This window comes from Erythrobacter sp. WG, assembly GCF_026586795.1.
Lineage (GTDB): Bacteria > Pseudomonadota > Alphaproteobacteria > Sphingomonadales > Sphingomonadaceae > Erythrobacter.
Window position 1 is genome coordinate 174,751 of sequence record NZ_JAPFGY010000001.1, and the last position, 23,700, is coordinate 198,450.

At 66.4% G+C, this 23,700-nt stretch carries 19 protein-coding genes and 1 tRNA gene; 12 read left to right on the forward strand and 8 right to left on the reverse strand.

Annotation, left to right across the window (positions count from 1 at the left end):
- Genes OPU67_RS00890 through OPU67_RS00900 form a run of 3 tightly spaced genes read left to right on the forward strand, consistent with a single transcriptional unit; the run spans position 1 to position 2,506 of the window.
- The gene (locus OPU67_RS00890) at positions 1-630 is read left to right on the forward strand and encodes an ABC transporter ATP-binding protein (RefSeq protein WP_267616845.1); all 630 of its coding nucleotides are present in this window, start codon (positions 1-3) and stop codon (positions 628-630) included.
- Positions 627-1,907, forward strand: a complete 1,281-nt coding sequence (locus OPU67_RS00895; RefSeq protein WP_267616847.1) for an ABC transporter permease — start codon at positions 627-629, stop codon at positions 1,905-1,907. The genes OPU67_RS00890 and OPU67_RS00895 overlap by 4 nt, the downstream gene beginning before the upstream one ends.
- A gap of 26 nt (positions 1,908-1,933) precedes the next feature.
- A complete protein-coding gene (locus OPU67_RS00900; protein ID WP_267616848.1) occupies positions 1,934-2,506 on the forward strand; it encodes a DUF3299 domain-containing protein in 573 nt (190 codons plus the stop codon).
- Positions 2,507-2,551: 45 nt separating this feature from the next.
- On the opposite strand, the gene OPU67_RS00905 is transcribed toward OPU67_RS00900, so the two are convergent.
- Together OPU67_RS00905 and OPU67_RS00910 are read right to left on the reverse strand one after the other, a co-directional pair.
- On the reverse strand, positions 2,552-3,979 hold the full coding sequence (locus OPU67_RS00905; RefSeq protein ID WP_267616849.1) for a carotenoid oxygenase family protein: 1,428 nt from the start codon (positions 3,977-3,979) through the stop codon (positions 2,552-2,554).
- Between the two features lie 14 nt (positions 3,980-3,993).
- Positions 3,994-4,473 (reverse strand): DUF2141 domain-containing protein, encoded by a 480-nt coding sequence (locus OPU67_RS00910; protein WP_267616851.1) that lies wholly within the window; start codon positions 4,471-4,473, stop codon positions 3,994-3,996.
- Between the two features lie 116 nt (positions 4,474-4,589).
- Here OPU67_RS00910 and OPU67_RS00915 point away from each other — a divergent pair, with 116 nt between their 5' ends.
- The gene (locus tag OPU67_RS00915; RefSeq protein WP_267616853.1) at positions 4,590-5,438 is read left to right on the forward strand and encodes a LytTR family DNA-binding domain-containing protein; all 849 of its coding nucleotides are present in this window, start codon (positions 4,590-4,592) and stop codon (positions 5,436-5,438) included.
- 69 nt (positions 5,439-5,507) lie between these two features.
- Here OPU67_RS00915 and OPU67_RS00920 read toward each other — a convergent pair whose 3' ends face one another.
- Positions 5,508-6,650, reverse strand: coding sequence for a sensor histidine kinase (locus tag OPU67_RS00920; protein ID WP_267616854.1), 1,143 nt, complete (start codon positions 6,648-6,650; stop codon positions 5,508-5,510).
- Between the two features lie 467 nt (positions 6,651-7,117).
- On the opposite strand from OPU67_RS00920, the gene OPU67_RS00925 reads away from it, so the two are divergent.
- Positions 7,118-9,298, forward strand: a complete 2,181-nt coding sequence (locus OPU67_RS00925; RefSeq protein ID WP_267616855.1) for a PAS domain S-box protein — start codon at positions 7,118-7,120, stop codon at positions 9,296-9,298.
- A 7-nt stretch (positions 9,299-9,305) separates the two neighbouring features.
- On the opposite strand, the gene OPU67_RS00930 is transcribed toward OPU67_RS00925, so the two are convergent.
- Both OPU67_RS00930 and OPU67_RS00935 read right to left on the reverse strand, forming a co-directional pair.
- A complete protein-coding gene (locus OPU67_RS00930; RefSeq protein ID WP_267616899.1) occupies positions 9,306-9,917 on the reverse strand; it encodes an LON peptidase substrate-binding domain-containing protein in 612 nt (203 codons plus the stop codon).
- Positions 9,918-9,919: 2 nt separating this feature from the next.
- Complete coding sequence (locus OPU67_RS00935) at positions 9,920-10,849, reverse strand: tetratricopeptide repeat protein (protein WP_267616857.1); 930 nt, start codon at positions 10,847-10,849, stop codon at positions 9,920-9,922.
- Between the two features lie 235 nt (positions 10,850-11,084).
- On the opposite strand from OPU67_RS00935, the gene OPU67_RS00940 reads away from it, so the two are divergent.
- Both OPU67_RS00940 and OPU67_RS00945 read left to right on the forward strand, forming a co-directional pair.
- Positions 11,085-11,159 (forward strand) — tRNA-Gly (locus OPU67_RS00940).
- 184 nt (positions 11,160-11,343) lie between these two features.
- Entirely contained in the window at positions 11,344-13,524 is a 2,181-nt protein-coding gene (locus OPU67_RS00945) for a TonB-dependent receptor (protein WP_267616858.1), read from the forward strand.
- Between the two features lie 39 nt (positions 13,525-13,563).
- Here the strand turns inward: OPU67_RS00945 and OPU67_RS00950 are convergent, their stop codons facing one another.
- Entirely contained in the window at positions 13,564-13,833 is a 270-nt protein-coding gene (locus OPU67_RS00950) for a hypothetical protein (RefSeq protein WP_267616859.1), read from the reverse strand.
- 100 nt (positions 13,834-13,933) lie between these two features.
- On the opposite strand from OPU67_RS00950, the gene OPU67_RS00955 reads away from it, so the two are divergent.
- Genes OPU67_RS00955 through OPU67_RS00975 form a run of 5 tightly spaced genes read left to right on the forward strand, consistent with a single transcriptional unit; the run spans position 13,934 to position 19,961 of the window.
- Entirely contained in the window at positions 13,934-14,458 is a 525-nt protein-coding gene (locus OPU67_RS00955) for a TonB-dependent receptor plug domain-containing protein (RefSeq protein ID WP_267616861.1), read from the forward strand.
- Positions 14,459-14,463: 5 nt separating this feature from the next.
- Positions 14,464-15,186 carry an ABC transporter ATP-binding protein gene (locus OPU67_RS00960; protein ID WP_267616862.1) on the forward strand — a complete coding sequence of 241 codons (723 nt, stop codon included), beginning with the start codon at positions 14,464-14,466 and terminating at the stop codon, positions 15,184-15,186.
- A complete protein-coding gene (locus tag OPU67_RS00965; RefSeq protein WP_267616863.1) occupies positions 15,183-16,592 on the forward strand; it encodes a DUF3526 domain-containing protein in 1,410 nt (469 codons plus the stop codon). The genes OPU67_RS00960 and OPU67_RS00965 overlap by 4 nt, the downstream gene beginning before the upstream one ends.
- Before the next feature lie 10 nt (positions 16,593-16,602).
- A complete protein-coding gene (locus OPU67_RS00970) occupies positions 16,603-17,952 on the forward strand; it encodes a DUF3526 domain-containing protein (RefSeq protein ID WP_267616901.1) in 1,350 nt (449 codons plus the stop codon).
- An 11-nt stretch (positions 17,953-17,963) separates the two neighbouring features.
- Positions 17,964-19,961 carry a TonB-dependent receptor gene (locus OPU67_RS00975; protein WP_267616864.1) on the forward strand — a complete coding sequence of 666 codons (1,998 nt, stop codon included), beginning with the start codon at positions 17,964-17,966 and terminating at the stop codon, positions 19,959-19,961.
- Between the two features lie 678 nt (positions 19,962-20,639).
- Here the strand turns inward: OPU67_RS00975 and OPU67_RS00980 are convergent.
- Complete coding sequence (locus OPU67_RS00980) at positions 20,640-21,194, reverse strand: recombinase family protein (RefSeq protein WP_267616865.1); 555 nt, start codon at positions 21,192-21,194, stop codon at positions 20,640-20,642.
- 201 nt (positions 21,195-21,395) lie between these two features.
- Positions 21,396-23,396, reverse strand: a complete 2,001-nt coding sequence (locus OPU67_RS00985; RefSeq protein WP_267616866.1) for an ATP-binding protein — start codon at positions 23,394-23,396, stop codon at positions 21,396-21,398.
- Positions 23,397-23,700: the final 304 nt, after the last annotated feature.

Here is a 23,700-nt window from a genome sequence, read left to right on the forward strand (position 1 = left end):
ATGCACCTGACGGCAAGCGACCTCTGCAAGAGCTATGGTGGCCGCTCGGTGCTGGCGAGCGTGTCCTTCACCCTCGCGGCCGGCGAACGGGCGCTGCTGCTCGGTCCTTCGGGATCGGGCAAGTCGACGCTCCTCAACCTGCTATGCGGCTTGCAGCGGCCAGACAGCGGGCGCGTGACGTTGGGCGATGCACCGATCGACGACGGAGTGCGGCGGCGGCATTTCGGGATCGTGTTCCAATCGCTTCGGCTCGTCTCGGCCCTCTCGTTGCGGGCCAATCTTGCGCTTGCGCAGAAGCTCCAGACGGGCGGCAGCGATCCGGCGCGGATCGATGCGCTTATGGGCCGCCTCGGTATCGCCCACCGCGCTCATGCCCGCCCGCACGAACTGAGCCAGGGTGAGGCGCAGCGCGCCGCCATCGCCCGCGCGCTTGTGGTACGCCCGGCAATCCTGATCGCGGACGAGCCGACGTCCGCACTCGATGCCGCCAACGCCGCCGCGGTCGCCGGGTTGCTCGGCGAACTGGCGCAGGAAACGGGCGCGGCGCTGCTGGTCGCGACCCATGATGAACGCTTGCGCCCTCACTTTGCGCGCACCCTCACCTTGGACGAGGGTAGATTGACCGCATGATCTCCCTTGCGCTCGCCTATCTGCGCGACCGACCGCTGACGACGGCGCTCAATGTCCTGCTGATCGCGATCGCGGTGGCGATGCTGGTGCTCTTGCTGTTACTCGGCACGCAGGCCAGCGAGCGCTTCGATCGGGACGCGCGCGGGATCGATCTGGTGGTTGGGGCCAAAGGCTCGCCGCTCCAGCTGATCCTGTCGAGCGTGTTCCACATCGATCAGCCGACCGGCAACATTCCCCTGTCAGCCCGCACCCTGCTGGAACGCGATCCTGCGGTGGCGCAGGTCATACCGCTGGCGCTCGGCGACAATTTCCGCGGCTACCGGATCGTGGGCACGGATGCTGGCTTCGGCCAGCTTTACGGCACCAAGCTGTCCCAAGGCCGCGCTTTCGCTGATCCGATGGATGCCGTCATCGGGGCCGAGGTCGCGCGCGCAACCGGAGCGGGCCTGGGCCAGAAATTCGTCGGCAGCCACGGGCTGGGCGAAGACGAGGACGGCGCGCAGGGCCATGACCATGCGCCCTTCGTGGTCGTCGGTATCCTCGCGCCCACCGGCGGTGTGGCCGATCGCCTGATCCTGACCCCGGTCGAAAGCGTGTGGGCGGTGCACGGGATCGGTGCGCACGCGCACGTAGGCGTGTCCGGCCATGAGGACGCGGCAGGCCACGCGCATGAGCATGAAGAGGGATCGGCAGCTCCGCTTCAGGCGCAGACCGGCGCGCAAGGTCTGGAGCCTGAATACACCGCCCTGCTTGTCACCTATCGTAGCGCAGCCGGTGCCCTGCGCATCCCTGCCATGATCAACCGTCAGAGCGCGCTGCAGGCCGCCGTTCCCGCGACCGAGACCGCGCGCCTGCTCGACCTCGTCGGCGCGAGTATCGAGGGGATCCGCATCTTCGCCTGGCTCCTCGCAGCCACCGGCGGCCTTGCGATCCTGGTCGCGCTGGTCGGCATGGTGCGCAGCCGCGAGGGCGATCTGGCGCTGCTGCGTGTGATGGGGGCAAGCCGCTACCAGGTGTTCGGCACGGTGATGCTCGAAGGTGTCGTCACGGCGCTGTTAGGGGCGCTGGCTGGTTGGGCAGGCGCACACACGCTCCTCATGGTCGCGCGGGCGAGCTTCCCGACCTTTGCGGAGCTCGGCCTTTCGCCCTGGCGCGTGCTGCCGGGCGAGGTGGCGCTGGTCGCAGGCGTAATCGGCATCGGCGCACTGGCTGCGCTGGTCCCGGCACTGCGCGTCTACAACCTCGATCCCGCCCGCGTGCTCGCGCGGGCCAGCTGACGATGACCAGAGAGGAGCTTGCGGAGATGAGCTGGAAGGCGACCATGCTGATCCTTGCCACCGTGATCAGTGTCAATGTCGCGCAGGCGATCACCGCCGCCGTCCAAGGGACCAAGCGCGATGCAGCAGTCATCCAGGAAGCCCGGCAGACATACAGCGCCGCGCAGGCCCCCGACTACAAATCCGGCCGTGCGGTCGAGGACATCTGGAAGCCAGCCGCCACGCCCAAGGGAGGTGTCTCATGGAAAGTCCTCGAATCCACCGGCGAAACCACCCGTAAGGATGCACAGGGCTACATCGTCTCCAAGCCGAAATTCACGCCGCAGGTGAAGGCATTGGCCGGCAAGCGGATCACCGTCGCAGGCTGGATGATGCCGCTCAGCGCCGGACGCACGCAAAAGCGCTTCGTGCTGCTCGGCTATCCGCCCGGCTGCCCCTTCCACTTCCACGCCGCGCCCAACCAGTTCATCGACGTCTACGCCGATACCGCTTTCCCCACTAGCGAGACGCGCGTGTTCACAGTGAGCGGCGTGCTTGAACTGACCGGATACGATGAAAGCGGGATCTTCTATCGGCTAAGGCAGGCGAGACCGGGATGATGAAGGGTCGAACTGGCGCTCTCGTGTGGTCAGATCCCCTCTCGTTCAGGTCGCCACCCAGCTGCCGTGGAAGGTCAGCGGCAGCGCCACATCGCTGCGCCACGACACGACGGGGCCATCGGCGATGCGGCGGGCGTCGAAGACGTGCAGCTCGCTTGCGCGCGCGGCGAGATTGAGCGTCGTGCCGATCAGGTGGTCGCCGACGGGCACGAACTCCTCGACCAGCTGCTGCGGCCCGAAGTCGAAGCGGTCGGAGCGGCCCTTGTTCCAGTCCCAGATGCCGACGACGCGCGCGAAGGGCCGGTCGTTGCCATAGTCACCGACGAAGACCGTCTGGCTCCGCGGCAGCCCGGCGATTTCCGGGGCGGCGCGGGGGAATTCGGCGGTGATCCCGGCTTCGGCCAGCTCCGCCCGGCCATCGGGGCGCAGCGTGACGAGGGTGAGCGCGGGCATCTCGCCATGCTCGTGCCGCCCCTCGACCAACGCCGACGCGCCGAGGATCGGGAAGACCGGGTCCTTGTGGAAGCACCCGTCGAAGCGGATCGTGCCGTCCGCCTCCTCCCAAGCATCGCCAAGATGGAAGAAGAACAGCGGCGGCAGTTCGTATTCGCGGCGCTTCGAAAGGTCGTCCTTATCAATTACGAGCACGCGGCTGCCGCGCTCGGGCTGCCAAGCGAGGCTCCGGATATAGGGCACGCTGGGAGAGGTCTGCACCCAGGGCTGGCAGAGGATGACGAGGTGCCGCGCGGTGGCGGTGAAATCGTGCATGTAGCTCGCCATTGGCAGGCGGACGGTCTCGCCCGCCTCGAACTGGCCCGTTGGCGACAAGCGCCAGATGAAGGCATGATCGCCGCCCGATCCGATGTTCCAGATTCGGCCCGAAGGTTCGATGCGGGGATGGGCGAGGAAGGGCATCTGCGCGAGGTCCGCGCGGAACGTAACGGGCCCGCGCGTCGCCAGCGTTTCGGGGTCGAGCGCGAAAGGCGATCCCGCCTCCCACAGCGCGAGTAGCTGGCCGCCCGCGGCGATCACGTGGGTGTTGGCGGCGTTGGCATCGTCCGGTCCGCCGAGCTCGCTGCCGGCGCGCGCGGGGGTGCCGAAGCCGGGCTGGACGATGGCGCCGAGCCGCTCCTCGATCCGCCGCTTGGGCGTGTCGACGAAGCGCGCGGCGAGACTCGCGTTGTCACCCCTGATCCGCCACGCGCGCACCAGCCCGTCGCCGTCGAACCAGTGCGAGACGCTGCTCGCCCCGCGCCGGAAGCGCGCCGGGCCGTTGCGGTAGAGCGTGCCGGCGAGCGCGGGCGCCTTGCCGTGGAGCCGGGTGAGCGGCTGCGGGGCGATGTCGTCCATCACGTCGGTTAGGCCCAGCGTCCAGTCTGCGGCGGGCTTCATCTGCGCGGCGAGCATCTGCGGCATCGCAGCGGCCCCGGCGGCAAGCATCCCCCGGCAGAGCAGTTCTCGGCGGTCGAGCATGGTCCCTGTCTCCCTTACTTGATGGCGATGCTGATGGTGTTCGCCCCGGCGGCGACGGGGAAACGCGCCGCCTCCCAGCGCGGCGGGCCGCCCTGCACCTTGGCGTTGTTCGAGAAGGCATAGGGCTCGATCGGCATGCCGAAAGGGTTGGTGCCCATCTTGCCGTCGCCGTCGATGTCGTGGAACGCCTTCACCGCATAATCGCCCGGCGCGAGGCCCTCGAAGCTGGCGATGGCCGTCGTGCCATCGACCGGAACCGCGGCGACGCGCACCGGAGCGCCGTTCTGGTCGTGCGCCGCGGCATTGTCGAAGACGCTCAGCATGATCTGGCCCTTGGGGGTCTCGATCCCTTCGAAGCGGATCGCCAGGTTTGCGGCCGAGCCCCGTGCGATCGACGTCGAGGGGGCGCCAGGGTCGTTGATCGAGATCGCACACCCGCCCAGCGGCAGCGCGGCGGCGGCGAGCAGAAGCGGGGTAACGAGGCGGAAAGTCATTGGTCGGTTCTCCTTGATCTCGGCCCTCTCGAAGCGGGCCTTGCGAGACCCCCGATGCCCTCGCTAAGGCGCGGCGTCGCGCCAACTTTCGCAAGCTGCGGCGCCGGATACGCGAGATGAACCTGCCTGCATTTCACGCTTCGCCAAATGCACATCCGCTGCGTGCCCGCGCGCTGCGCGGTCTGGGAATCGGGCTGGCCGCGGCGGTGGTGCTGGCGGTGCTCGGCGCGATGAACACGGGGCAGGCGGCCTTCGGCTATCGGCTCCTTTACTGGGCGAGCGTGATCCTGCCCGGCTCGCTGCTCGGCATCGCTGTGCAGACGGCGGTGAGCGCCTGGGGCGGGCTCGCGGGAAGGCGCTGGATCGAGATCCTGGTGGTCGCGCTGCTGGTGTCGGTGCCGCACACCTTCATGGTGATCGTCGCGACCGCGCTGTTCTTCGGGATCGGCGCGATCACGCCGGGAGTGGTCGCCTTCTTCGGCCTGACGGTGCTGATGGTGGCGCTGGTGCTGACCACGATCAATTTCCTGGCCGCGTCCCCCGAGGCAGAGCCGCCTCATGCGTTCGGACCGGAAGTGCCCGCCGCCGCTCAGATCAGCGCGCCGGAACCCGAAGCCGCTCCCGCTACAGAGCCAAAGCTCCCCGTCCTGCCCGAGCTGATTGCCGAGAAGCTCCCCGTCCGCCTCAGGCAGGCGCGGCTCATCGCGATCGAGGCCGAAGACCATTACCTGCGCGTCCACACCGAGGCCGGGAGCGATTTGGTGCTGATGCGCATGACCGATGCCTGCGCGTTGCTGCCCGAGGCGGCAGGCGCGCGGGTGCATCGCAGCTGGTGGGCGGCACGCGGCGCCGTGGAGGCGCTGGCGCGGCGCGAGGGGAAGGCCGCACTGACCCTTCAAGGCGGGCTTACCGTCCCCGTCAGTCGCGCCATGCTGGCGAGCTTGCGCGAACAGGGCTGGAGTTAGTAGCCCCGCCCGGCGCAGCATGGCGGCGCCGTTCCGATCACCGGATCTGCCGCCCCCGCTCCGCTTGGCTCAACCGCTGAAGCTTGTCGCGATGATCCTTTCGGCGAGGCTCGTGTCGTCCTCGATATGCCGGCGTGCGATGATCGTGGCGAGGGGGGCGGTGAGCCGATAGACCAGCGCACCGTCCTCGATGGTGCGCGTCGCGGTGCCGCCGAGCGTCGAGGGGACGATCGCAGTGAGCAGCATGGTACCGAACCCCGCCACAGCCGGGTTCGCGTCGGTGCCCGGGGCGACGGGATGCTCGCGCCATGCAAAGACGAATTCTCCGCCGTCGACGGTCCAGCGCACCTCGACCTCGCCCAACTCTGCGGCACCGAGGCCATATTTCAGAGTGTTGGTAGCAAGTTCGTGCAGCGCAAGGCTGATGTGCTGGGCAGCGGTCGGATTGACCGAGAGCGCCGGGCCCGAGGCGCTCACCCGGCCGCCGTAGGTCTCCTGCAGCACCCGCAGTCCGGCTGCCACGACCTTCTCGAGAGGCGCGGCGATCTGCTCCTCGCTGGCAATGGCGCGGGTCGCATCGGCCAGCGCGCGCAACCGGCCGAGGAAGGGCGGGAGGAAGGCATCGAGGCTGCCGGCGCCTTTGGCGGATTGCACCGCCAGGGTGTGGACCACCGCCAGCAGGTTGCTGCTGCGGTGCACCGCCTCGCGCGCTTGAACGGCCAGCGCGGTGGTCGCCGCTTCGAGCGCTGCGGTGCGCTCGCGCACCTGCTGATCGAGCGAGGCGAGCGTCGCCTGGTGCGCGGCAATCTCTCCTTGAAGATCGCGATTGGCGATTGCGAGCGCGGCAGGCGACGGCAGGCGCACGAGCGCCGGAACCAGCCGGAACAGCATGATCGCCGTCGCCATGGAGACGAGGCCGGTGGCGAGCTTCACCCATCCCACGAAGGGATAGATCGGCACCCAGAGCGTCACGATCATCAACAGGTGGGTTATGCCGCACAGCAGGATGAAGGCGGCGAACAGCGCGATCAGCGGCGCCTGCGGCACTTCCGTGCGGCGGCGCAGCACCAGGAACAGCGCAAAGGGAATGGCGGTGTAGGACAGGAAGATCAGGAAGTCGGAACCGGCCCACAGCAAGACCAGCCACGGCTCCCACAGAAGGCACATCCCGTGCGGCATATATTCCCCATATGCGACGACATGGCTTTCCATCGCTCTACTCCTTGCCGAGGGCCGCTCGGGATTGCTGGACGCCTGCCAGGATGCGGCCTGCGCAAGACGCGAAAATGCCCTGCTGCCGACTCTCTGGAGCCGGCCACAAGGAGGACAAGCCTGAGGATATCCCAAGCTCCTCGAATGCTACTCTGATCTCCCCGCACCTTAGCCAGCGCCCGGACGGCCCTCGGGCTTGGCGATAGCCGCAAATTGCGCATCATCCAAAGGCATTCCGCCGACCTTGGACCGCCTTGTGCGACGAGTGGCGCCAGTTTGGCAACATAGATTAGGGAGTGGCGGATCAATTTACCAAATGATGTGCCGCCAAGGGGGCGTAATCGCAATCGAGTGGCCTCATTCCTGACCACGAGTCTCGAAAAGAGGACGTCTTGGACAAAACCTCGCAGTCTTCCGGGCTGGGCGCAGCGCCGGCGTCCGGAGGCGATCCCCGCCAACCCGATGATGTGGCTGCGCCCGTGCCTTACTTCTATTCGGGCATCGACGAGCGATTTGCGCTTCACGGTCGGCATTCCCCTCTGACCGTCTTCTCGGTCACCATCCTGGTCACCGTTGGCGCGATCCTGCTCCGCATGGCCCTTGACGACTTGGGCACCGGCATCGTGCCCTACGCTATCTTCTTCCCGGTCGTTTTGGTGTGCACCTTGTTCGGTGGGACCGGGGCCGGTATCCTGTCGCTGGCGTTGAGCAGCGCGGCCGCCGTCTATTTCTGGGTCGAGCCGATCGGCCAATGGTCGAAGTCCGGACCGGCCGCGATCAGCTTCGTGCTGTTCTTGCTGAGCAATGCAATCAACATCTTCGTGGCCCAATGGCTACGCCGGACGCTCGGTGCCCTGCGCGAAAGCGAGGCACGCCTCAACCTGTCCCAGAGCGTCGGGCGGATCGGCATCTGGGATCTCGACCTCAGGACCGGCAGCCTGTGGTGGTCACCGTCCTTCCGCGAGGTGACCGGGATCGGCGTCGATCAAGTCCCCTCGGTGCAAGCCTTCATGGCGTGCATCGTCGAACAGGACCGGGAGCGCGCGCGCCAATGCTTCGAGGATGCGCGACGCGGTCTCGACCGCCTCGACATCGATTTCCGCTTCCGGCGGAAAGATGGTGCGATCATCTGGCTGGCAGGCCGCGCCGAATTGCTGCGCGACGCGTCCGGTCGGCCGGCACGGCTGCTTGGCATCAACTTCGACGCGACCCCCATCCGCACCGCTGAGAACGAGCGTGATCGTGCGAACTCCCTGCTCCATACCTTCTTCGAGAGCCTGCCCGGCGCGGCTTTCGCCAAGGATCTGGAGGGCCGCTACCTGCTCGGAAACCCAATCTTCGCGAGCGCGGTGGGCCACAATCCGGAGTTCTTCCTCGGCCGCGATGACCTGGAGGTGCTCGCCGACAAGGAAGTGGCACGCACTATCATGGCCAACGATCAAGCCATCATCGCGGCCGGCGAAATGCGCCAGATCGAGGAAAAGCTCGTGCTTCCCAATGGGGAAATGTCGCACTGGCTGGCAGTCAAGACGCCCTTCTTCGATGCGGCAGGCCAGCCGCAGGGTATCATGGGCATCTCGCTCGATGTCACGGACCGGCGCATGGCAGAGGAGCGGCTGCGCTTCCTTGCGGACGAGGTGGATCACCGCGCCAAGAACCTCTTGGGTGTGGTGCTCTCGCTGGTGCGGCTCACCAAGGTCGAGGACGTGAAGGCCTTCAAGGCTGCGGTCAGCGGGCGCATCGAGGCGCTCGCCCGGGCGCATACGCTGCTCGCCGCGAACCGCTGGCAGGGGGTCGACATCGACACCTTGCTGCGCGAGGAGATCGCCCCCTTCGCCCGGGACAATTCCGAGCGGGTGGCCCTCGACGGGCCGGCGGTGATGCTCGTGCCGAACGCCGCGCAGGCTCTCGCCATGGCTCTGCACGAGCTGGCCATCAACGCGGCGGTGTACGGCGCCTTGTCGGTGGAGGAGGGGCGGCTTGCCGTATCGTGGCACCGCGTCGAGGAGGGGAACGGCCCCAACCTGGTCTTGAACTGGCGCGAGACGGGTGGCCCCCCGGTTCAACCTCCGGCCTCGCCCGGCTTCGGTTCCACAGCGATCCGGGGCGCGATCGAGCACCAGTTGGACGGCGAAATCGATATCGACTGGGCGGCGACGGGACTTGCCTGCCGGATCACCTTCCCGGTTCTGGGTAACGTGGCGGGGGATGCACCCCCCCAAGCCGATCCCGCCGCGCTGGTCCGGCCGACCTTCGATGCCGACGGCGAGGTCGCGCTGGAAGGCAAGCGGGTGCTGATCCTCGAGGACGAGGCGCTGATTGCGCTGACCCTGATGGACGCGGTGCGCGACCTCGGATGCGACATCCTCGGGCCGGCGAACACCGTGGCGGCGGCGCTCGGCCTAATCCGCGACGAGACGCCCGACTTCGCGATAATCGACGTGAACATCGCCGGTTCGGGCAGCGCCCCGGTGGCCGAGGCGCTGCGGAATGCCGGGGTGCCGTTCGTCTACTGCACCGGCTACGCCGAACCCGCGCTCCAGATTGCGCCCGAACTGCTCGCGCCGATGCTGACCAAGCCGGTCGACCCCGTCGCGCTGGCCGCGGCGTTGCGCAATCTGGCCGTTCGCCAGAAGGCCACGGCCTAGCCTCGCCCTATTGCAGCGTGACGATTTCCTCGCCGCCGTCGTGGCGGCCGTAGAATTGCATCAGCTGGACGAGCAGCTCGCACCGGTCGGTCAGCGTGCGCGCCTCGAGCAAAGCCTGCTTGCTCGCCGGGTCGAAGGGCGCGATCTGCGAGACGCCGTTGATCAGCGAGCGATCGTCGAGGCGGCCGACCGAGTCCCAGTCGACGCTGTAACCCTGCGAATCCGCGAAGGCCCGCGCCTCGCGCTCGAACCCGCCGCGCTGGGCATGGGTGAGGGTCTCGTCCTCGTCCTCCGCCCAGATTTCCGCCTCGATCTGGCGGAAGGCGGTGGTCACCTCCAGCTCGCGCACCAGCCGGAACCGCGCGGTGCCTTCGAGGATGAGGTTGTACCGCCCGTCGTCCATCGCCTGGATCTCGCCGATCCGTCCCACACAGCCGACCGTGTAGAGCGGTGCGCCCTCCACCGGGCGCTGTGGCTGGATCATCGCGATCTGCCGGTCGCGGATCAGCGCATCGCCGACCAGCGCACGGTAGCGCGGCTCGAAGATGTGGAGCGGCAGCTGCATTCCGGGAAACAGCACCGCGCCGGTCAGAGGAAAGATCGAGAGGCGCCGGGTCATCGTCATCCGAACAATACGCGCGACAGGCGGCGGCGGACGCCGACCACCCACGCGTCCTCCAGCCCGGTCGCCTCGAAGATCTTGAGCAGCTTCGCGCGGGCGGCACCCTCGTTCCATTCGCGGTCGGCGGCAATCATCGCGAGCAGGGTGTCGGCGGCGGCATCGCGCTCGCCTGCCGCAAAGGCCGCTTCGGCATAGGCGAATTGCGCGTCCATGTCGGCGGGTGCGGCCTCGGCGGCCGTCCGCAGCCGGGCGAGTTCGCCGTCGTCGACGCGCGTCCCGGCGAGCTCCAGCGCGCTTCGTGCCGGGCCGACAGCGGGATCGGCGGCGAGGCGGGGATCGCTATCGACCACCTGCATGACCTGCTGCGCCTGCTCGATCTCGCCCATCTGCACCAGCGCACGGACCAGCCCGGCGTGGGCAGGCGCGTTGTCTTCGGCGAATTCGGTGATCTGCGCGAAGATGCTCGCGGCGCGCTGCGCGTCGCCTGCGGCCAGCGCCTCCTCGCCCATCTTGACGAACTGCGCGAGCTCTTCGGGAGAGGGTCCTTGCGGCGGAGCGCCCTCTGCCGCGCCGCCCTGCACCGGAAGCTGCGCGAGCAGCTGGTCGAGCACCGCCTTCAGCTGCGATTCGCTGCGGGCGTTGGTGAGATCGGCGACCGGCTGGCCCTGGAACATCGCGTAGACCGTGGGGATCGAGCGCACCTGGAACTGCGCGGCGATGAACTGTTCCTCGTCGACATTGATCTTGGCGAGCAACACACCCTTGTCGGCATACTCCGCGGCCACCTTCTCGAGCACCGGGGTGAGCGCCTTGCACGGCCCGCACCACTCGGCCCAGAAATCGAGGATGACGAGCTTGCCCTGCGAAGGCTCCACCACCGCCTTGCGGAAGCGGTCGACCGCCTTCTGTTCCTCGATGCTCAATCCCATGCTGGCCAAGGTCGATGCTCCTGCTGTGCCTCGCGCGCCGCGCGCGCCGGTCCGGCCCCCATGTGGGGCGCGCGGCGCGGATGTGAAGCGCCGCGATGTGCTGGCCTCTCGGTCCCGGTCGATCAAGCCCAAATGTGGGCGATTTTTGTCCTTGCAGGCTCCGGCAGGCGCTGCTAATCGCGCCGCCTCTCCGGCGGGAAAGACGCTTTCGGGCGGTTCCTGTCAGCGCCAGTGAGCGGGCGTAGCTCAGGGGTAGAGCACAACCTTGCCAAGGTTGGGGTCGAGGGTTCGAATCCCTTCGCCCGCTCCAGTTTCCTTCCAGACGGATGCCGTTGCGGCCGGATGCGATGCAGCCGTTCCTCTGCACGAATGCACGACGTTCATGTCGTCTGTCGGTGCTCGTCGACTGTCATACAATTTCCGCTTGCCATCCGACTGCGCCCGGCGCTAGGCGCATGATACGTTATCACATTAGGCAACGGATCCCCTCCATTATGATCGACCGCAAGCTTGCCCTTGCCGCCTCGCGCCTCGCCCTGGCGACCGTGTGCGGCACCACTCTCGCCTCCGCCGCCGCTGCACAGCAGCAGACGGCACCCACCGGCACGCCCGCCGCGCAGCGGGTGGAGGACGACCTCCACAACAGCGACGACCAGCCCGTCGGCAACATCATCGTCAGCGCCTCGGGCCTGCGCGAGCTAGACGTGCTCGCCGGGACCAGCGTCGTCGACATCGCCCAGATCCAGCGCGACGCGGTGACCGGCCAGATCGGCGAGCTTCTCACCAAGATACCGGGCGTCTCGGCGACCAGCTTCGCCCCCGGCTCCTCGCGTCCGGTGCTGCGCGGCCAGCAGGGCGAGCGCGTGCGCGTGCTCGTCGACGGCGTTGGCACGGCCGACGTCTCGAACACCTCGGTCGACCACGCCACCACCATCGAGCCGATCACCGTCGAGCGCGTCGAGGTGCTGCGCGGCCCGGCCGTGCTGCTCTACGGCAGCCAGGCGATCGGCGGCGCGGTCAACGTGATCGACAAGCGCATCCCCACCCGCATGCCCGACGAGGCCTTCCACCTCGATGCCTTCGCGGGCGTGGACAGCGCGACCGATCTGCGCACCGGCGCGGCCTCGCTCGATGTCGGCCTGACCAACAACCTCGTGTTCCACGTCGACGGCTCTTACCGCAAGACCGGCAATGCCGAGATCGGCGGCCTCCAGCTGGCCCGCCCGCTGCGTGACGAACTGATCGAGGAAGCCAACGAGAAGCGGCTGAAGGGCGAGCGCGAGGAAGCCGCCGATCTGCTGGAAGATGCCAGCCAGAGCGGCTTCATCCCCAACAGCGACGTTGAGAGCTGGACGGTCAACGCAGGCCTCGGCCTCGTGCTGGGCGAGAGCACCTTCGGCGCGGCGATCGGCTGGTACGACACCAATTACGGCGTCATCAAGCGCCCCGGCCTCAAGCACGAGCATGGCGGCGAAGGCGAGGAGGAGGAGGAGAAGGGCGAGGAGAACGTCCGCATCGACCTCAAGCAGTTCCGCGCCGACTTCAAGGGTGACGTCTACCTCGGCGAGGGCGCCTTCGAGCGGCTGAAGATGCGCGTCGGTTACTCGGACTACACCCACACCGAATTCGAAGGCCCGGGCGAAGTCGGCACGGTGTTCGACAGCAAGAGCATTGAGGGCCGCCTCGAGCTGGTGCAGAACACCGGCGGCGTCCTGCGCGGCGCGACAGGGGTGCAGTACATGCACCGCGACTTCTTCGCCGTCGGCGAGGAAGCCTATGTCCCGCCGAACCTCACCGACCAGGTCGCGGTCTTCACTCTCCAGGAATTCGGCACCGGTCCGGTCCAGATCGAGGCGGCCGCGCGCGGCGAGTTCACCAAGGTCAAGGCCCAGACTCTCGGCATCGAGCGTGATTTCGACACCTTCTCGGGTGCGCTCGGCGTCGTCTATGAAGGCATCGAGGGCGTGCGGATCGGCGTCAACGGCTCGCGGGTCGCCCGCGCGCCGAGCGCCGAGGAGCTGTTCTCCGACGGCCCGCACATCGCGACGCAGGCCTTCGAGATCGGCGATGCAAACCTCAGGACCGAACGCGCCTGGGGCCTCGAGGCCTATGCCCGCGGCAAGATCGGCGCCGGCACCTTCAACCTCACCGCCTACCGCCAGTGGTTCGACAACTATATCTTCCTCGAAGAAACCGGCGAGGAAGAGGACGACCTGCCGGTCTTCCAGTACCTCCAGCAGGACGCCGACTTCTGGGGCGTCGAGGCGGAACTCAGCTACCCGCTGGTCGACACCGGCAGCTTCCGTCTGCTGAGCGACCTGCGCGCCTCCTATGTCGAGGCCGAACTGGCCGACGGCACCGCCGTGCCGCGCATCCCGCCGCTGAGCCTGCTCGGCGCGCTCGAGGCGCAGACCGACGCCTTCGACGTGCGCGGCGAAGTGCAGTGGTTTGCCGAACAGGACCGCGTGACGACCTTCGAGACGCCGACCGACAGCTTCGCGCTGGTCAACGCGATGGTCGCGTGGCGTCCGCTGAAGGACAACCGCAATGTCACCGTGCAGGTCGCGGCCGACAACATCTTCGACGTCAACGGCCGCCGCCACGCGAGCTTCACCAAGGACTTCGTGCCGCTCATCGGGCGTAATTTCCGCGCGAGCGTGCGCCTGAGCTTCTGACGCAAGTCGCTCAGGGAGGGTCGCAGGAGGGGCAGTCGGTCACGGGCCGGCTGCCCCCTTTCGCGTGTCAGGCCCCGCCGCGCGGGCGATCGCCCATACCTGGCCGACGAGGCTGTAGCCGAGGACTGTGAGCCCCGCGCAAAGCGCCCGGAAGCTCGCCCGACACCGCCCCGTCCCGGGCGCCAGCCGCGGGAAGACCGGGCGCAGCAGCAGCGCGACGTCGCGCACGTGCAGCACCAGCCAGGCGGCGGACAGCATCGCCCCGGCGCTCAGCAGCGCGAGCAGGATCTGCGCCTCGGGATCGAACATGGCGCGGCCTTTCGTCGCAGCGACGCAGGATTGCGAACATCAGCATTGCCGTATGTGATGTTATCACATATTCTGTGTGAGTAGAAAAACACGGCAGGGCGTGCTGAACGACATGAATAACATTCTCTCGGCTGCCGCCGTGCCGACCTTGCCGGATGCGCTGCTGGCGCATGCAGGAAACCAAAGCATTGCAGAGAGAACGGAAGAGATCGTCGTCACCGCGACGGCCGTCGCCAAGCTGGACGTGCCGCTGGCTGGAACTCCGCAGAATATCACCGTCATCACGCAAGAGACGCTTGAGTGTCAGAACGTCACCAGCGTCGAGGAAATCCTGCGTTACGTGCCCGCGGTGCACGCCGAGGTTTCGGGCCGATCGGGCTTCGATGCGCGGCACCGCAGGACCGAAATCGAGCTGAGCGGTCAGACCGGCGAGGCGCTGATCGTCCAGGAAGGCTACACCCATCTCGATGCCAGGGCGCGGGCGAGCAACAATCGCGATGTCGGCCACACCTCGCTCAAGGTCAAGAACGCGTTTGACAAGACCTACATTACCGACGGGGATTTCCGCGCCGTGTTCTTCGGCGAGCGGCGGCAGGTGCAGCTCACACTGTTCGCGGCCCTCTGATCGCGATGCAGCCCCCGGTGCTGGAAGCGAAGGGCCTGACCAAGCGGTTCGGCGATGCTGTCGCGCTCGACAGCCTCGACCTTCAGGTCGCGGCCGGTGAGACGGTGTGCCTGCTGGGGGCCAACGGAGCAGGCAAGACAACGACGATCAACCTGTTCCTCGGGTTCCTCGAGCCTTCGGCAGGCGCGGCGCTGGTGGACGGCGTGGAGGTCGCCCGCGATCCTGCTGCTGCGCGGCGCAAGCTTGGCTATGTGGCCGAGGTCGTCGCGCTCTATCCGACGCTGACCGGCGCGGAGAACCTCGATTTCTTCGCCCAGCTGGCGGGTGAGCGGGTGGACCGTGCGATGCGCGATGCGATCCTGGCGCGGCTGCGCTTCCCCGACGGCGCCATCGATCGCCCCGCAGGCACCTATTCGAAGGGGATGCGCCAGAAGCTGGGCCTTGCGATTGCCCTCATGAAACGGGCCAAAGCTATCCTCCTCGACGAGCCGCTCTCCGGCCTCGATCCGGCGGCGGCCAATGATCTGGTGGCCGTGCTGCGCGAGACTGCGGCGGGCGGGACGGCGCTGCTGATCTCCACCCACGATATCTTCCGCGCCAAGGACGTCGCGACCCGCATCGGCATCATGCGTCACGGGCAGCTGCTCGCCATGATCGACCCTGCAACGCTTTCCGCCAGCGAGCTCGAGGCGATCTACCTTACCCACATGGCCGAGCGCGCGGCATGAGCATCACCGCCGCGATCATCGCCAAGGACCTGCGCGAGCTGCGGCGGGATCGACGGGTGGTTGTCATGGCATTGCTGGTGCTTGCGCTGGCCATTACCGCGCTGTTGACCGCTTATGCCCGCATCGGCGCCCATGAAGCGGACCGCGCCGCCACCATTGCCGCCGACCGCGCCACATGGGAAGGACAGGGCGCGCGCAATCCCCACAGCGCGGCGCATTTCTCGAAATGGGCCTTCAAGCCGCTTACCGCTGAGGCCGTGCTTGACCCCGGCATCGCGGCCTTTTCGGGCAGCGCGGTGTGGATGGAGGCGCATAACCGCAACCCCGCAGTCGCCCGGCCAATCGACGACCAGGCCGTTCTCCTGCCGAGCGGGGACTTCAGCCTCGCCTGGGTGCTGCAGGTGCTGATGCCGCTGCTCGTCGCCGTCATAGCCGCCAGCTGCGTCGCGCGCGAGCGGGAGCGGGGAACGCTGCGGCTTATGCTGGCGAGCGGAGTCGGCGCGGCGAGCCTCGTTTGGGCCAAGCTCGCTTCGGTGGGCGCGGTGACGCTGGCGCTGGGCGGCGCGATCAGCCTCGTCGGGGTGATCGCCGCAGCGGGGGCGGGTCACATCGATCCGGCGCGGCTCGGCGTTTGGCTCCTTGCTTATGCCGCGTTCCTCGCGATCGTGGCGGCGATCGCGGTGACGGTGTCGCTGCACGCGCGCTCCTCGGGGCAGGCGCTGATGGTGCTTGCCGGGCTGTGGCTCTTCGCCATCGTGCTGACCCCCCGCGCCGCCGCGTCGCTCGCCGACTACGCCGCTCCTGCACCCACCGGCGAGGAGTTCTGGGCCGATGTCGCCGCGGCCAAGGCGGCCTATCCCAGCCCCTTTGCCGAGGGGATGGATGCCTTCGCGGCCAAGGTGATGGCGCAATACGGGGTCAGCCGGATCGAGGACCTGCCGGTCAGCTTCGGCGGTCTCCAGCTCGAGGAGGACGAGCGGCTCGGTAACAAGGTCTATGACGAGAGGTTCCGTGCGCTCTTCGCCGTCTACGATGCCCAGCGTGCGGTGCTGCGCTGGGCAAGCCTCGTCTCCCCGCTCCCCGCCTTGCAGAACATCTCGATGGCGCTGAGCGGCACCGACATGCCGCATCAGATCGCCTTTCAGGAGCAGGCCGAAAGCCGCCGCCGCGCGGTGGTGACACAGCTCAACACCGATCTGATCCGCAACGGCGCCGGAGCCGATTTCGACTATCTCGCCGATCCGAAGCTGTGGTCCGAGGTCGAGGATTTCGCCTTCGCCCCGCCCTCGCTGGGCGAGACGCTGGCCGGGTTGTGGCGCGAGGCGCTGATCCTGCTCGTCTGGCTCGCAGGGGCGATGGTTCTGGTGCTGCGCTCGGCGCGGCGGCTGAACGGTGCGGGGCAATAGCGTGCTGGGCATGATCGCGCTCGAGCTGCGCATGATGCTGCGCGACCGTGCGGCGCTCGCCCTGCTGGCGGTGCTGGCGGGCGCGCTGGTGCTGGCCTCCTTGTCGGGCGCGGCGCTGATGCAGGGCCAGATCGACGGTCGGGCCGCCGCCCAACTCCGCCAGAGCGAGGCGGCCGAGCAACTGCGCGAGCGGTTGGCCGATGCCGAGCTTCCTCCCGAGGAGGCGATCCTCACCCCCTATCGCCTGCGCCAGGTGCTGATTGCTCCGCTTCCCCTCCTTTCCGATCTGAGCGTCGGGCGCGCGGCGCTCGATCCCTATGCGACCACGGTCACCATGCGCACCGGCCGCGACACGCTGTTCCAGCGCAGCGGGCTCGACAACCCGGAGCTGCTGGTGCGCGGCGGGATCGACCTTGGTTTCGTGGTGGTGGTGCTTGCGCCGCTGGTGCTGATCGGCCTCACCTACGGCCTGTTCGCCGCCGACCGCGACAGCGGCATGGCGCGGCTGATCGTGGCGCAGGCGGGCGATCCGGTCCGTCTGGTGATCGCACGCATCCTCCCGCGCCTTGCGCTGGTGATGCTGATGATCGCGGCGGCGGTGCTGGTTATGCTGGCGAGCGGGCCGGATGTGCCGGGCCGCTGGCAGGCGGCCGGCGTGTGGCTGCTGGTGGCGGCCCTGTTCCTGCTGCTATGGGCCGCCTGCGGGGCGTGGATCAACTCTCTCAAGGTCGGCGCCGAGACCGCCGCCTTCGCGCTGGTCGCGCTGTGGGCACTCGTCACGCTGGTGCTGCCCGCCGCCTTCTCGGCCATCGTGCAGGCGAGCTACCCACCCCCTTCGCGCTTCGAGCAGATCGCCGCGGCCCGCGCCGCCGAGGTCGCCTCGACCGAGGCCTACGAGAACGATCATCCCGAGATCGCATCAGGCGAATTCGAGGGCCGCCTCGCCTCGATCCGCAAGACCTGGGATGTGGCGCAGAAGGTCGAGGCGGCGACGGCGCCCATCGACCGGCGCTTCACCGAGCAACTCGCCGCCCAACAACGCTTTGCCGAGGCGCTCTCGTGGGCCTCGCCGGCGCTGGTGGCCAAAGGCGCGCTGGATCAGGTGGCTGGCACCGATCCCGCCGCCGGGCAAGCCTTCCGGGCGGCGAGCGAGGAATACCGCGCCGCGCTGCGCCGGTTCGGCGGCGGGTTCGTGGAGCGCGGCGCCATCATCGGGGCCGCGGACACAGGGCAGATGCCGCGCTTCGCCTGGTCGCCCGAGCGCGTGATGCCCTGGAGCGCGATCGCGACCCTCGCCGCGCTTGCCGCCGGTCTGATGCTGCTGGCAGGTCGGCGCTTTGCGCGCCTCAAGCTCGCGTGACGACGGGGCAAATGCGAAACGCGGTGCTGCTGGCATCGGCGCTGCTGCTGGCCCCGCTCCGTCCGGCGGTCGCGCAGGAGGGCGATCCGCCCGCCTCGGAGGAACCGGTTGCGGCAACCGCTCAGGAGCGTGACGCCGGCGCAAACATTGCGCTGGTCAACCGCTCGGAAGAGAACGTCATCACCCAGGCCTCCGACGCCTTCGGCACCAGCGTCGGGGACGAGACGATCGGGCTCTACAGCGGCGGCAATGTGCGCGGCTTTTCCGCCTTCGCGGCGCAGAACGTGCGGATCGAGGGGCTCTACTTCGATTCCCAGGCTGCCTTCAGCGATGCAGTGCGCGCGGGATCGACGATCCAAGTCGGCATCTCCGCGCTAGGCTACCCCTTCCCCGCCCCGACCGGCATCGTCGACTTCGCCCTGCGGCGCGTTGGCGAGAAACCGGTGGTCAGCGCCCGCACCGGCTTCGGCGATTTCTTCGCGCCCTTTGCCACGGTCGATGCCGCACTTCCGCTCAGCGCCAGCCTCGATCTTAACATCGGCGCTGGCGTGGAGGAGTTCGTCTATCCCGACGCGGCCAATTTCTGGTTCGTGCGCTATGGAGGGGTCGCGCGCTGGCGCCCTGCCGAGGGCGTGGAACTGACCGGGTTCTTCAGCCGCTACGACTATTTCGACGAGGAGACGACGCCGGTGATCTTCACCGCCGGGGCCTTCCTCCCCCGCCGCATCGCCCGCAACCGCTTCTACGGGCAGGACTGGGCCGATTGGGCGGGCCACTCGCAGAATTTCGGCGGCATGGCGAAGGTCGCGCGCGGGCCGTGGCGGATCGGGCTGGGGCTGTTCTCCTCGCGCTTCACCATCGACCAGTTCGGGGCCAATTTCTTTGCCAGCACCCAGACCGACGGCAGCACCGAGCGGCAGGTGCTGCTGGGCCGCGATCAGGTCTCGCAATCCTATTCCGGAGAGCTCTTGGTCGAGCGCGAGTTCACCGAGGGTCCGCGTCGGCACCGCGTGCTGGCCTCTGCGCGGTTCCGACGGGTTGATGACGATCTTGGGGGCTTCGCCTTCCGCAGTCTTGGCCCCGGGATGATCGACGTCGCCGATCCGGTGCCCGAGCCCGAAATCACCTTCGGCGCACTGACCCGCGACGAGATCCGGCAGGAGACGGGGGCGCTCGGCTATGGGATGCAGTGGCAGGGGCTGGGCGAGATCAACCTTGGGGTGCAGAAGACCCGCTACCGCAAGGAAGTGCGCGCGCCCGGCTTGGCGCCCACCGCCAATGCCGACAGCCCGATCCTTTGGAACGCCTCGGCCGCGATCACCGCGATCGACGGCATCGCCCTTTACGCCGCCACCACCCGGGGTCTCGAGGAAAGCGGCACCGCGCCCTCTTTTGCGGCGAATGCCAACCTGACCTTGCCCGCCTTGCGCACCCGGCAGGTCGAGGCCGGGGTGCGCTGGACGCTGGCGGAGGACGTCAAGCTCATCGCCGGGCTGTTCGACGTGCGCCGCCCCTATTTCGAGCTCGACAGCGACAATGTCTTCCGGGTGCTCGGCGACGTGAAGCACCAGGGCGCGGAAATTTCGCTGACCGCGAGGCCAGTGGCAGGCCTCAATCTCGTGGCAGGTGCGGTCCTGATGCGTCCGCGCGTGACAGGCGCGGCGGTCGAGCAGGGGCGCCTCGGCGAGCGGCCGCTGGGCCGGGTGGGGACGACGCTCGACCTTAGGGTCGATTATCAGCCGCCCGCTTTCGACGCCCTGTCGGTGGATCTCGGGATCAACTACACGGGCGCGCGCGCGGCGCGGATCGACAACAGCCTGTTCATCCCCGAGCGCGCGATCATCGACCTCGGCACACGCTACCGCTTCAAGCTGGGCCGCACGCCCGCAGTGCTGCGCGCGCAGATCGCCAACCTGACCAACACCTTCGGCTGGAACGTCACCGGCGGCGGGGGCTTCCAATTCATCCCCTCGCGCAGGTTCAACCTGTCGCTGTCGGCGGATTTCTAGGCGATCTGTTGTTTGCCAGACAGCGAGCGGAGGCAACACACCTGCTGCAGCCTCTCAGGGACGGACTTTCGCGAATCCACCCAGCTTCGGCCACAAGGGTGGCCGATCGGCGATCCCAAAAGCCTGTCGGTCGCATCAGACCTTCATGGCCCTGGTCGGGAAGACCGAGTCCGGGGGGGGGGCAACCGTTCTGGCCAAGCTGATTGGGGCGCCGTGTTGCGCACCGCGCAAACAATCCATGCGACCAACGGTCGATGGCTGACGAAATCGCAATTCCCTGCGATTTTGAAGGGTTTTTGAGGCTTCCGAGGGCTGTTCAGGAAGGGAGGGCTGGAGCGGGTAGCGGGAGATTGCGCAGTTGCTGGGTTGGATTCCCGATCTGGGTGACGGTTTTCCGCCGTTTCTGGATGATCTGAGTGTGGCGACGGTAGCGGGAACCGAACCGCCGCCATTTTGCTCCCCGAGGCAGCAGTCTCGTTCAACGGTCTTTGATCATCCGCACGATCCGTCGATGCATTTACCGAGCATGGCGCGATCATCTCGGATGATTGTTCACCGTCAGCGGTGACGATTTGGGGAGCGTGCTTGTCGATCATGGGTTGAGTGTCGCACAGGCGCTTGAGGCGTCAACGAAGTTCGACCGATGATTGAGGCACGCTGGGGGATCGACGAAGATGGTCATGCTGCCAGTGCTCGGTAGACTGAAGCGCGACCGATCTTCATGGTCTTGGCGATGTCGGTAGGGCGCATTCCCTCAGCGTGCAGTTCCTTGACCTTGTGGAAGTCGATAGTCGCAGGCTTGCCGCGATAGGCATTGCGGAGCTTCGCAGCTTCGATCCCACGCCGCTGCCGTGCCTTGATGAAGTGCTTCTCCATCATGCCGATCATGCCGAACAAGGTGAGCATCACCTCCGCCATCATGTCGGTGCCGTCGAACACGATCTTGGGATCGTCGATCTTGAGGATCGCACCACGTTCGACGACGCGCTTGGCGATGGTCAGGAGATCGCCAGTGTCACGGGCCAAACGGTCGGGGTGCAAAGCCAGAAGTTCGTCACCCTGTTCGAGCAGACGGATAGCGGCTTCAAGCTGGTCACGACCGTTGAGTGATGATCCGTTGCCAGTGTCGCAGAACACCACCACCGCACCGAGCTTCTCAAGCTTGGCTTTCTGGCTCTCGATATCCTGCCCCTGATCCGAACTGATCCGTGCGTAACCCAGCGTCTTGCCCATTCAGTCTCCGTGTGTCTCGTATGGTCCTAAGACCTTCTCACAGAACTGTATTTTGGCAAGAAAAACCACCCATATGAGACGCGCATGATGTCTCAGCAGATGTCCCGTTGAAGGTTACCCATATGGACGCGGGTCGGCGAGTATCGGGCCTCGGAGCGGGCGGCTGAAGCGCAGAGCACACCACGCAGGATCGATCGCTGCTCAGCCGATCTTGAGCTTTTCGAAGAATATCGCGTTGCGCATCTGGGCGTCCTTCAGGAGCTTATCCCAACTGATCACCTCGATATACAGGTTGATGTTCTTCCTCCAGTCATACCAACCCTGCCGATCTGCCATCGGCGTGAAGTTCTTCGTGTATTCAAGCCACTTTTGCACCTTGGGCGTCAGATCACAGACTACGTAGCCGTAAAATGGCGTTGTCTCGCCAACATTGATGTTCCGCCCTGCCCTGCTGCGGACAGCGCCATCGCGGATCAGATTCACATAGCGAACGATCTGCTCAATCGGGTCTTCCTTCGAGGAGGCGTTCACGAAATCATCGCGTTGCGGTTTCTTGAACTCGAAGATCGTAACAGGGTTGCTGGCTTCATTCTCACCCCGAAAGACCACGGGTCGATTGAAGATCGTAACGTCGGTGCGATCCAAGCTCGAAGCTTCGGCGGGCTTGTCCGAGATCACATAGGACGCGAAGTTCAGTCTCTCGTCGAGCATCCAGAGATTGTGTGAGTCGAAGTCCAACTCGTCGCTGTCGGACCGCCTCTGGATGATGATGTCGTGCACATCGCCTTCGGATCGATATCTTCCATCTTCTCCGACTTCCAATGCGCGCGCGAACAGGTCCAAAACGCATCGCCGTAGGGAGACATAGTGGATTAGCTCGCTCTTGCTGGTCTCCGATATGCTCGCCACGACCGCTGCAACCTGATCATCGAGGTCGCTGCTCTCGTCGGCGCTCAGGATTGCGGACACGCGATCTCTTGTCGAAACCTCCTTCTCGAACTTCGCTCTTTGTAGGGTAAGCTCAATGTCCCGAGGAGTGGGGTTCATCGGGAGCGCGCTGAAATCGGTCTCCCTGCTGAGCGTTCGATGCCACGGAGCCTGCGTCTCGACATAATCGATTATCTTGGCTTGCTTGCGCTTGCGGCGAGCGGCGATCTCATCGCCGACAACCGACTGGGCGATCTCTGCGGCCCGCTGTTCGATTTGGCTTTGCGAAATGCCGTTGAAGAGATCGGAGTCAGCCTGAAAACGGAACTCGCCCCGTTCAAGGGACACGTTGTCGTTTAGGTAGTCGCCGAAGACATAGACTTTGATGACAAAGTTGCGCCCCTTCGTCGCGCCTTCATCAGCGTCTGGCTCGTAGAACTCTTCCGAAAACTCAGGAATATAATTCTGCAATTGGTTCTCGGTAACCTCGCGGCGATGGGCGACCAAGCTCACCTTGCTGCGGCTTGCCCTCGGAGCGAAGAACTTGAAGATTCGAACCCTGAAGGTCTTCGCTCCATCCGTCGAAGGAAATGTGAACGTCGGATCGGGGACGGGAAGCTCAACGATCTGGGATGCTTCGCTGCTCAGATAATCGTTAAGCGGCAGAGGCGGTGCCGATGTGCCAGCATCGCGGATGACGATGCGAGGGCATGAGGTGTCCACGAAGTAGGGGAGCAGGCGTTCGACAAGGACGCGACTGATCACTTCCAGTCCCTTGTCGGGGAACTTGACCGACTTCACGCCAGATATCTCAACGGCGGAGCCCGTGCTGCTGGAATCTGACTGCGTGTCCACCTCATCGACAATGATGTCGTTGCCCAGTCCCATTGAGAATGTTCGCTGGCGGACGGCCCCATCCGTCTCATACGTGCTGACGACATTCAGCCGCTCGAAGTATTTTAGGCAGGTGAAGCGTCCGAAGCCCTTGCCTCCCTCCTGCGCTTTCAGATCAGTGTAGAGCGTGTCAAAGGCATCGCGGTTGCGCTGGGTGAACCCGATCCCGTTGTCCCTAACGATGAAGCCGTCCACGTCTTCCATGCGGTCAGTCAGGTCTGCCTGACCGTTGCGGAGCACCTCGATCTCAACGAGTCCGTGCCCCTCTTTCTTCTGTTCGACCGCCTGAATGCCGTTGACGACGAGTTCGACCAGCGGAGTGTAGCTGTTAGTGCCTGAACGAATGTTCTCGACCAACCGCTTGATGTTGACGTTGCTCATTAGAGATCGCCAAGCTGCGGCAGGGAGAGCCGCGCGTCGAGGTAAAGGCCCTTTTCGCGTTCTGACTTCGACGAGATGCGGGACTCTTCGAGTAGCTGGCGCAGCGGTGTGGACATTCGATCCCCCTGAGTAGATTGCGACAGTAGCCGCGCGGCTGTTCTTCGCCAAGCCCGTCACCTTGGACGCCACACCTCGTGATCGACTGATTCCGAACGGGAATCTTCCCGTTCAGCGATGATGCGACAGGCTGCATGGGCGAGCACCCAAGTCGCAGAGCGGCCATTTTCGGCGAAGATAAATATTG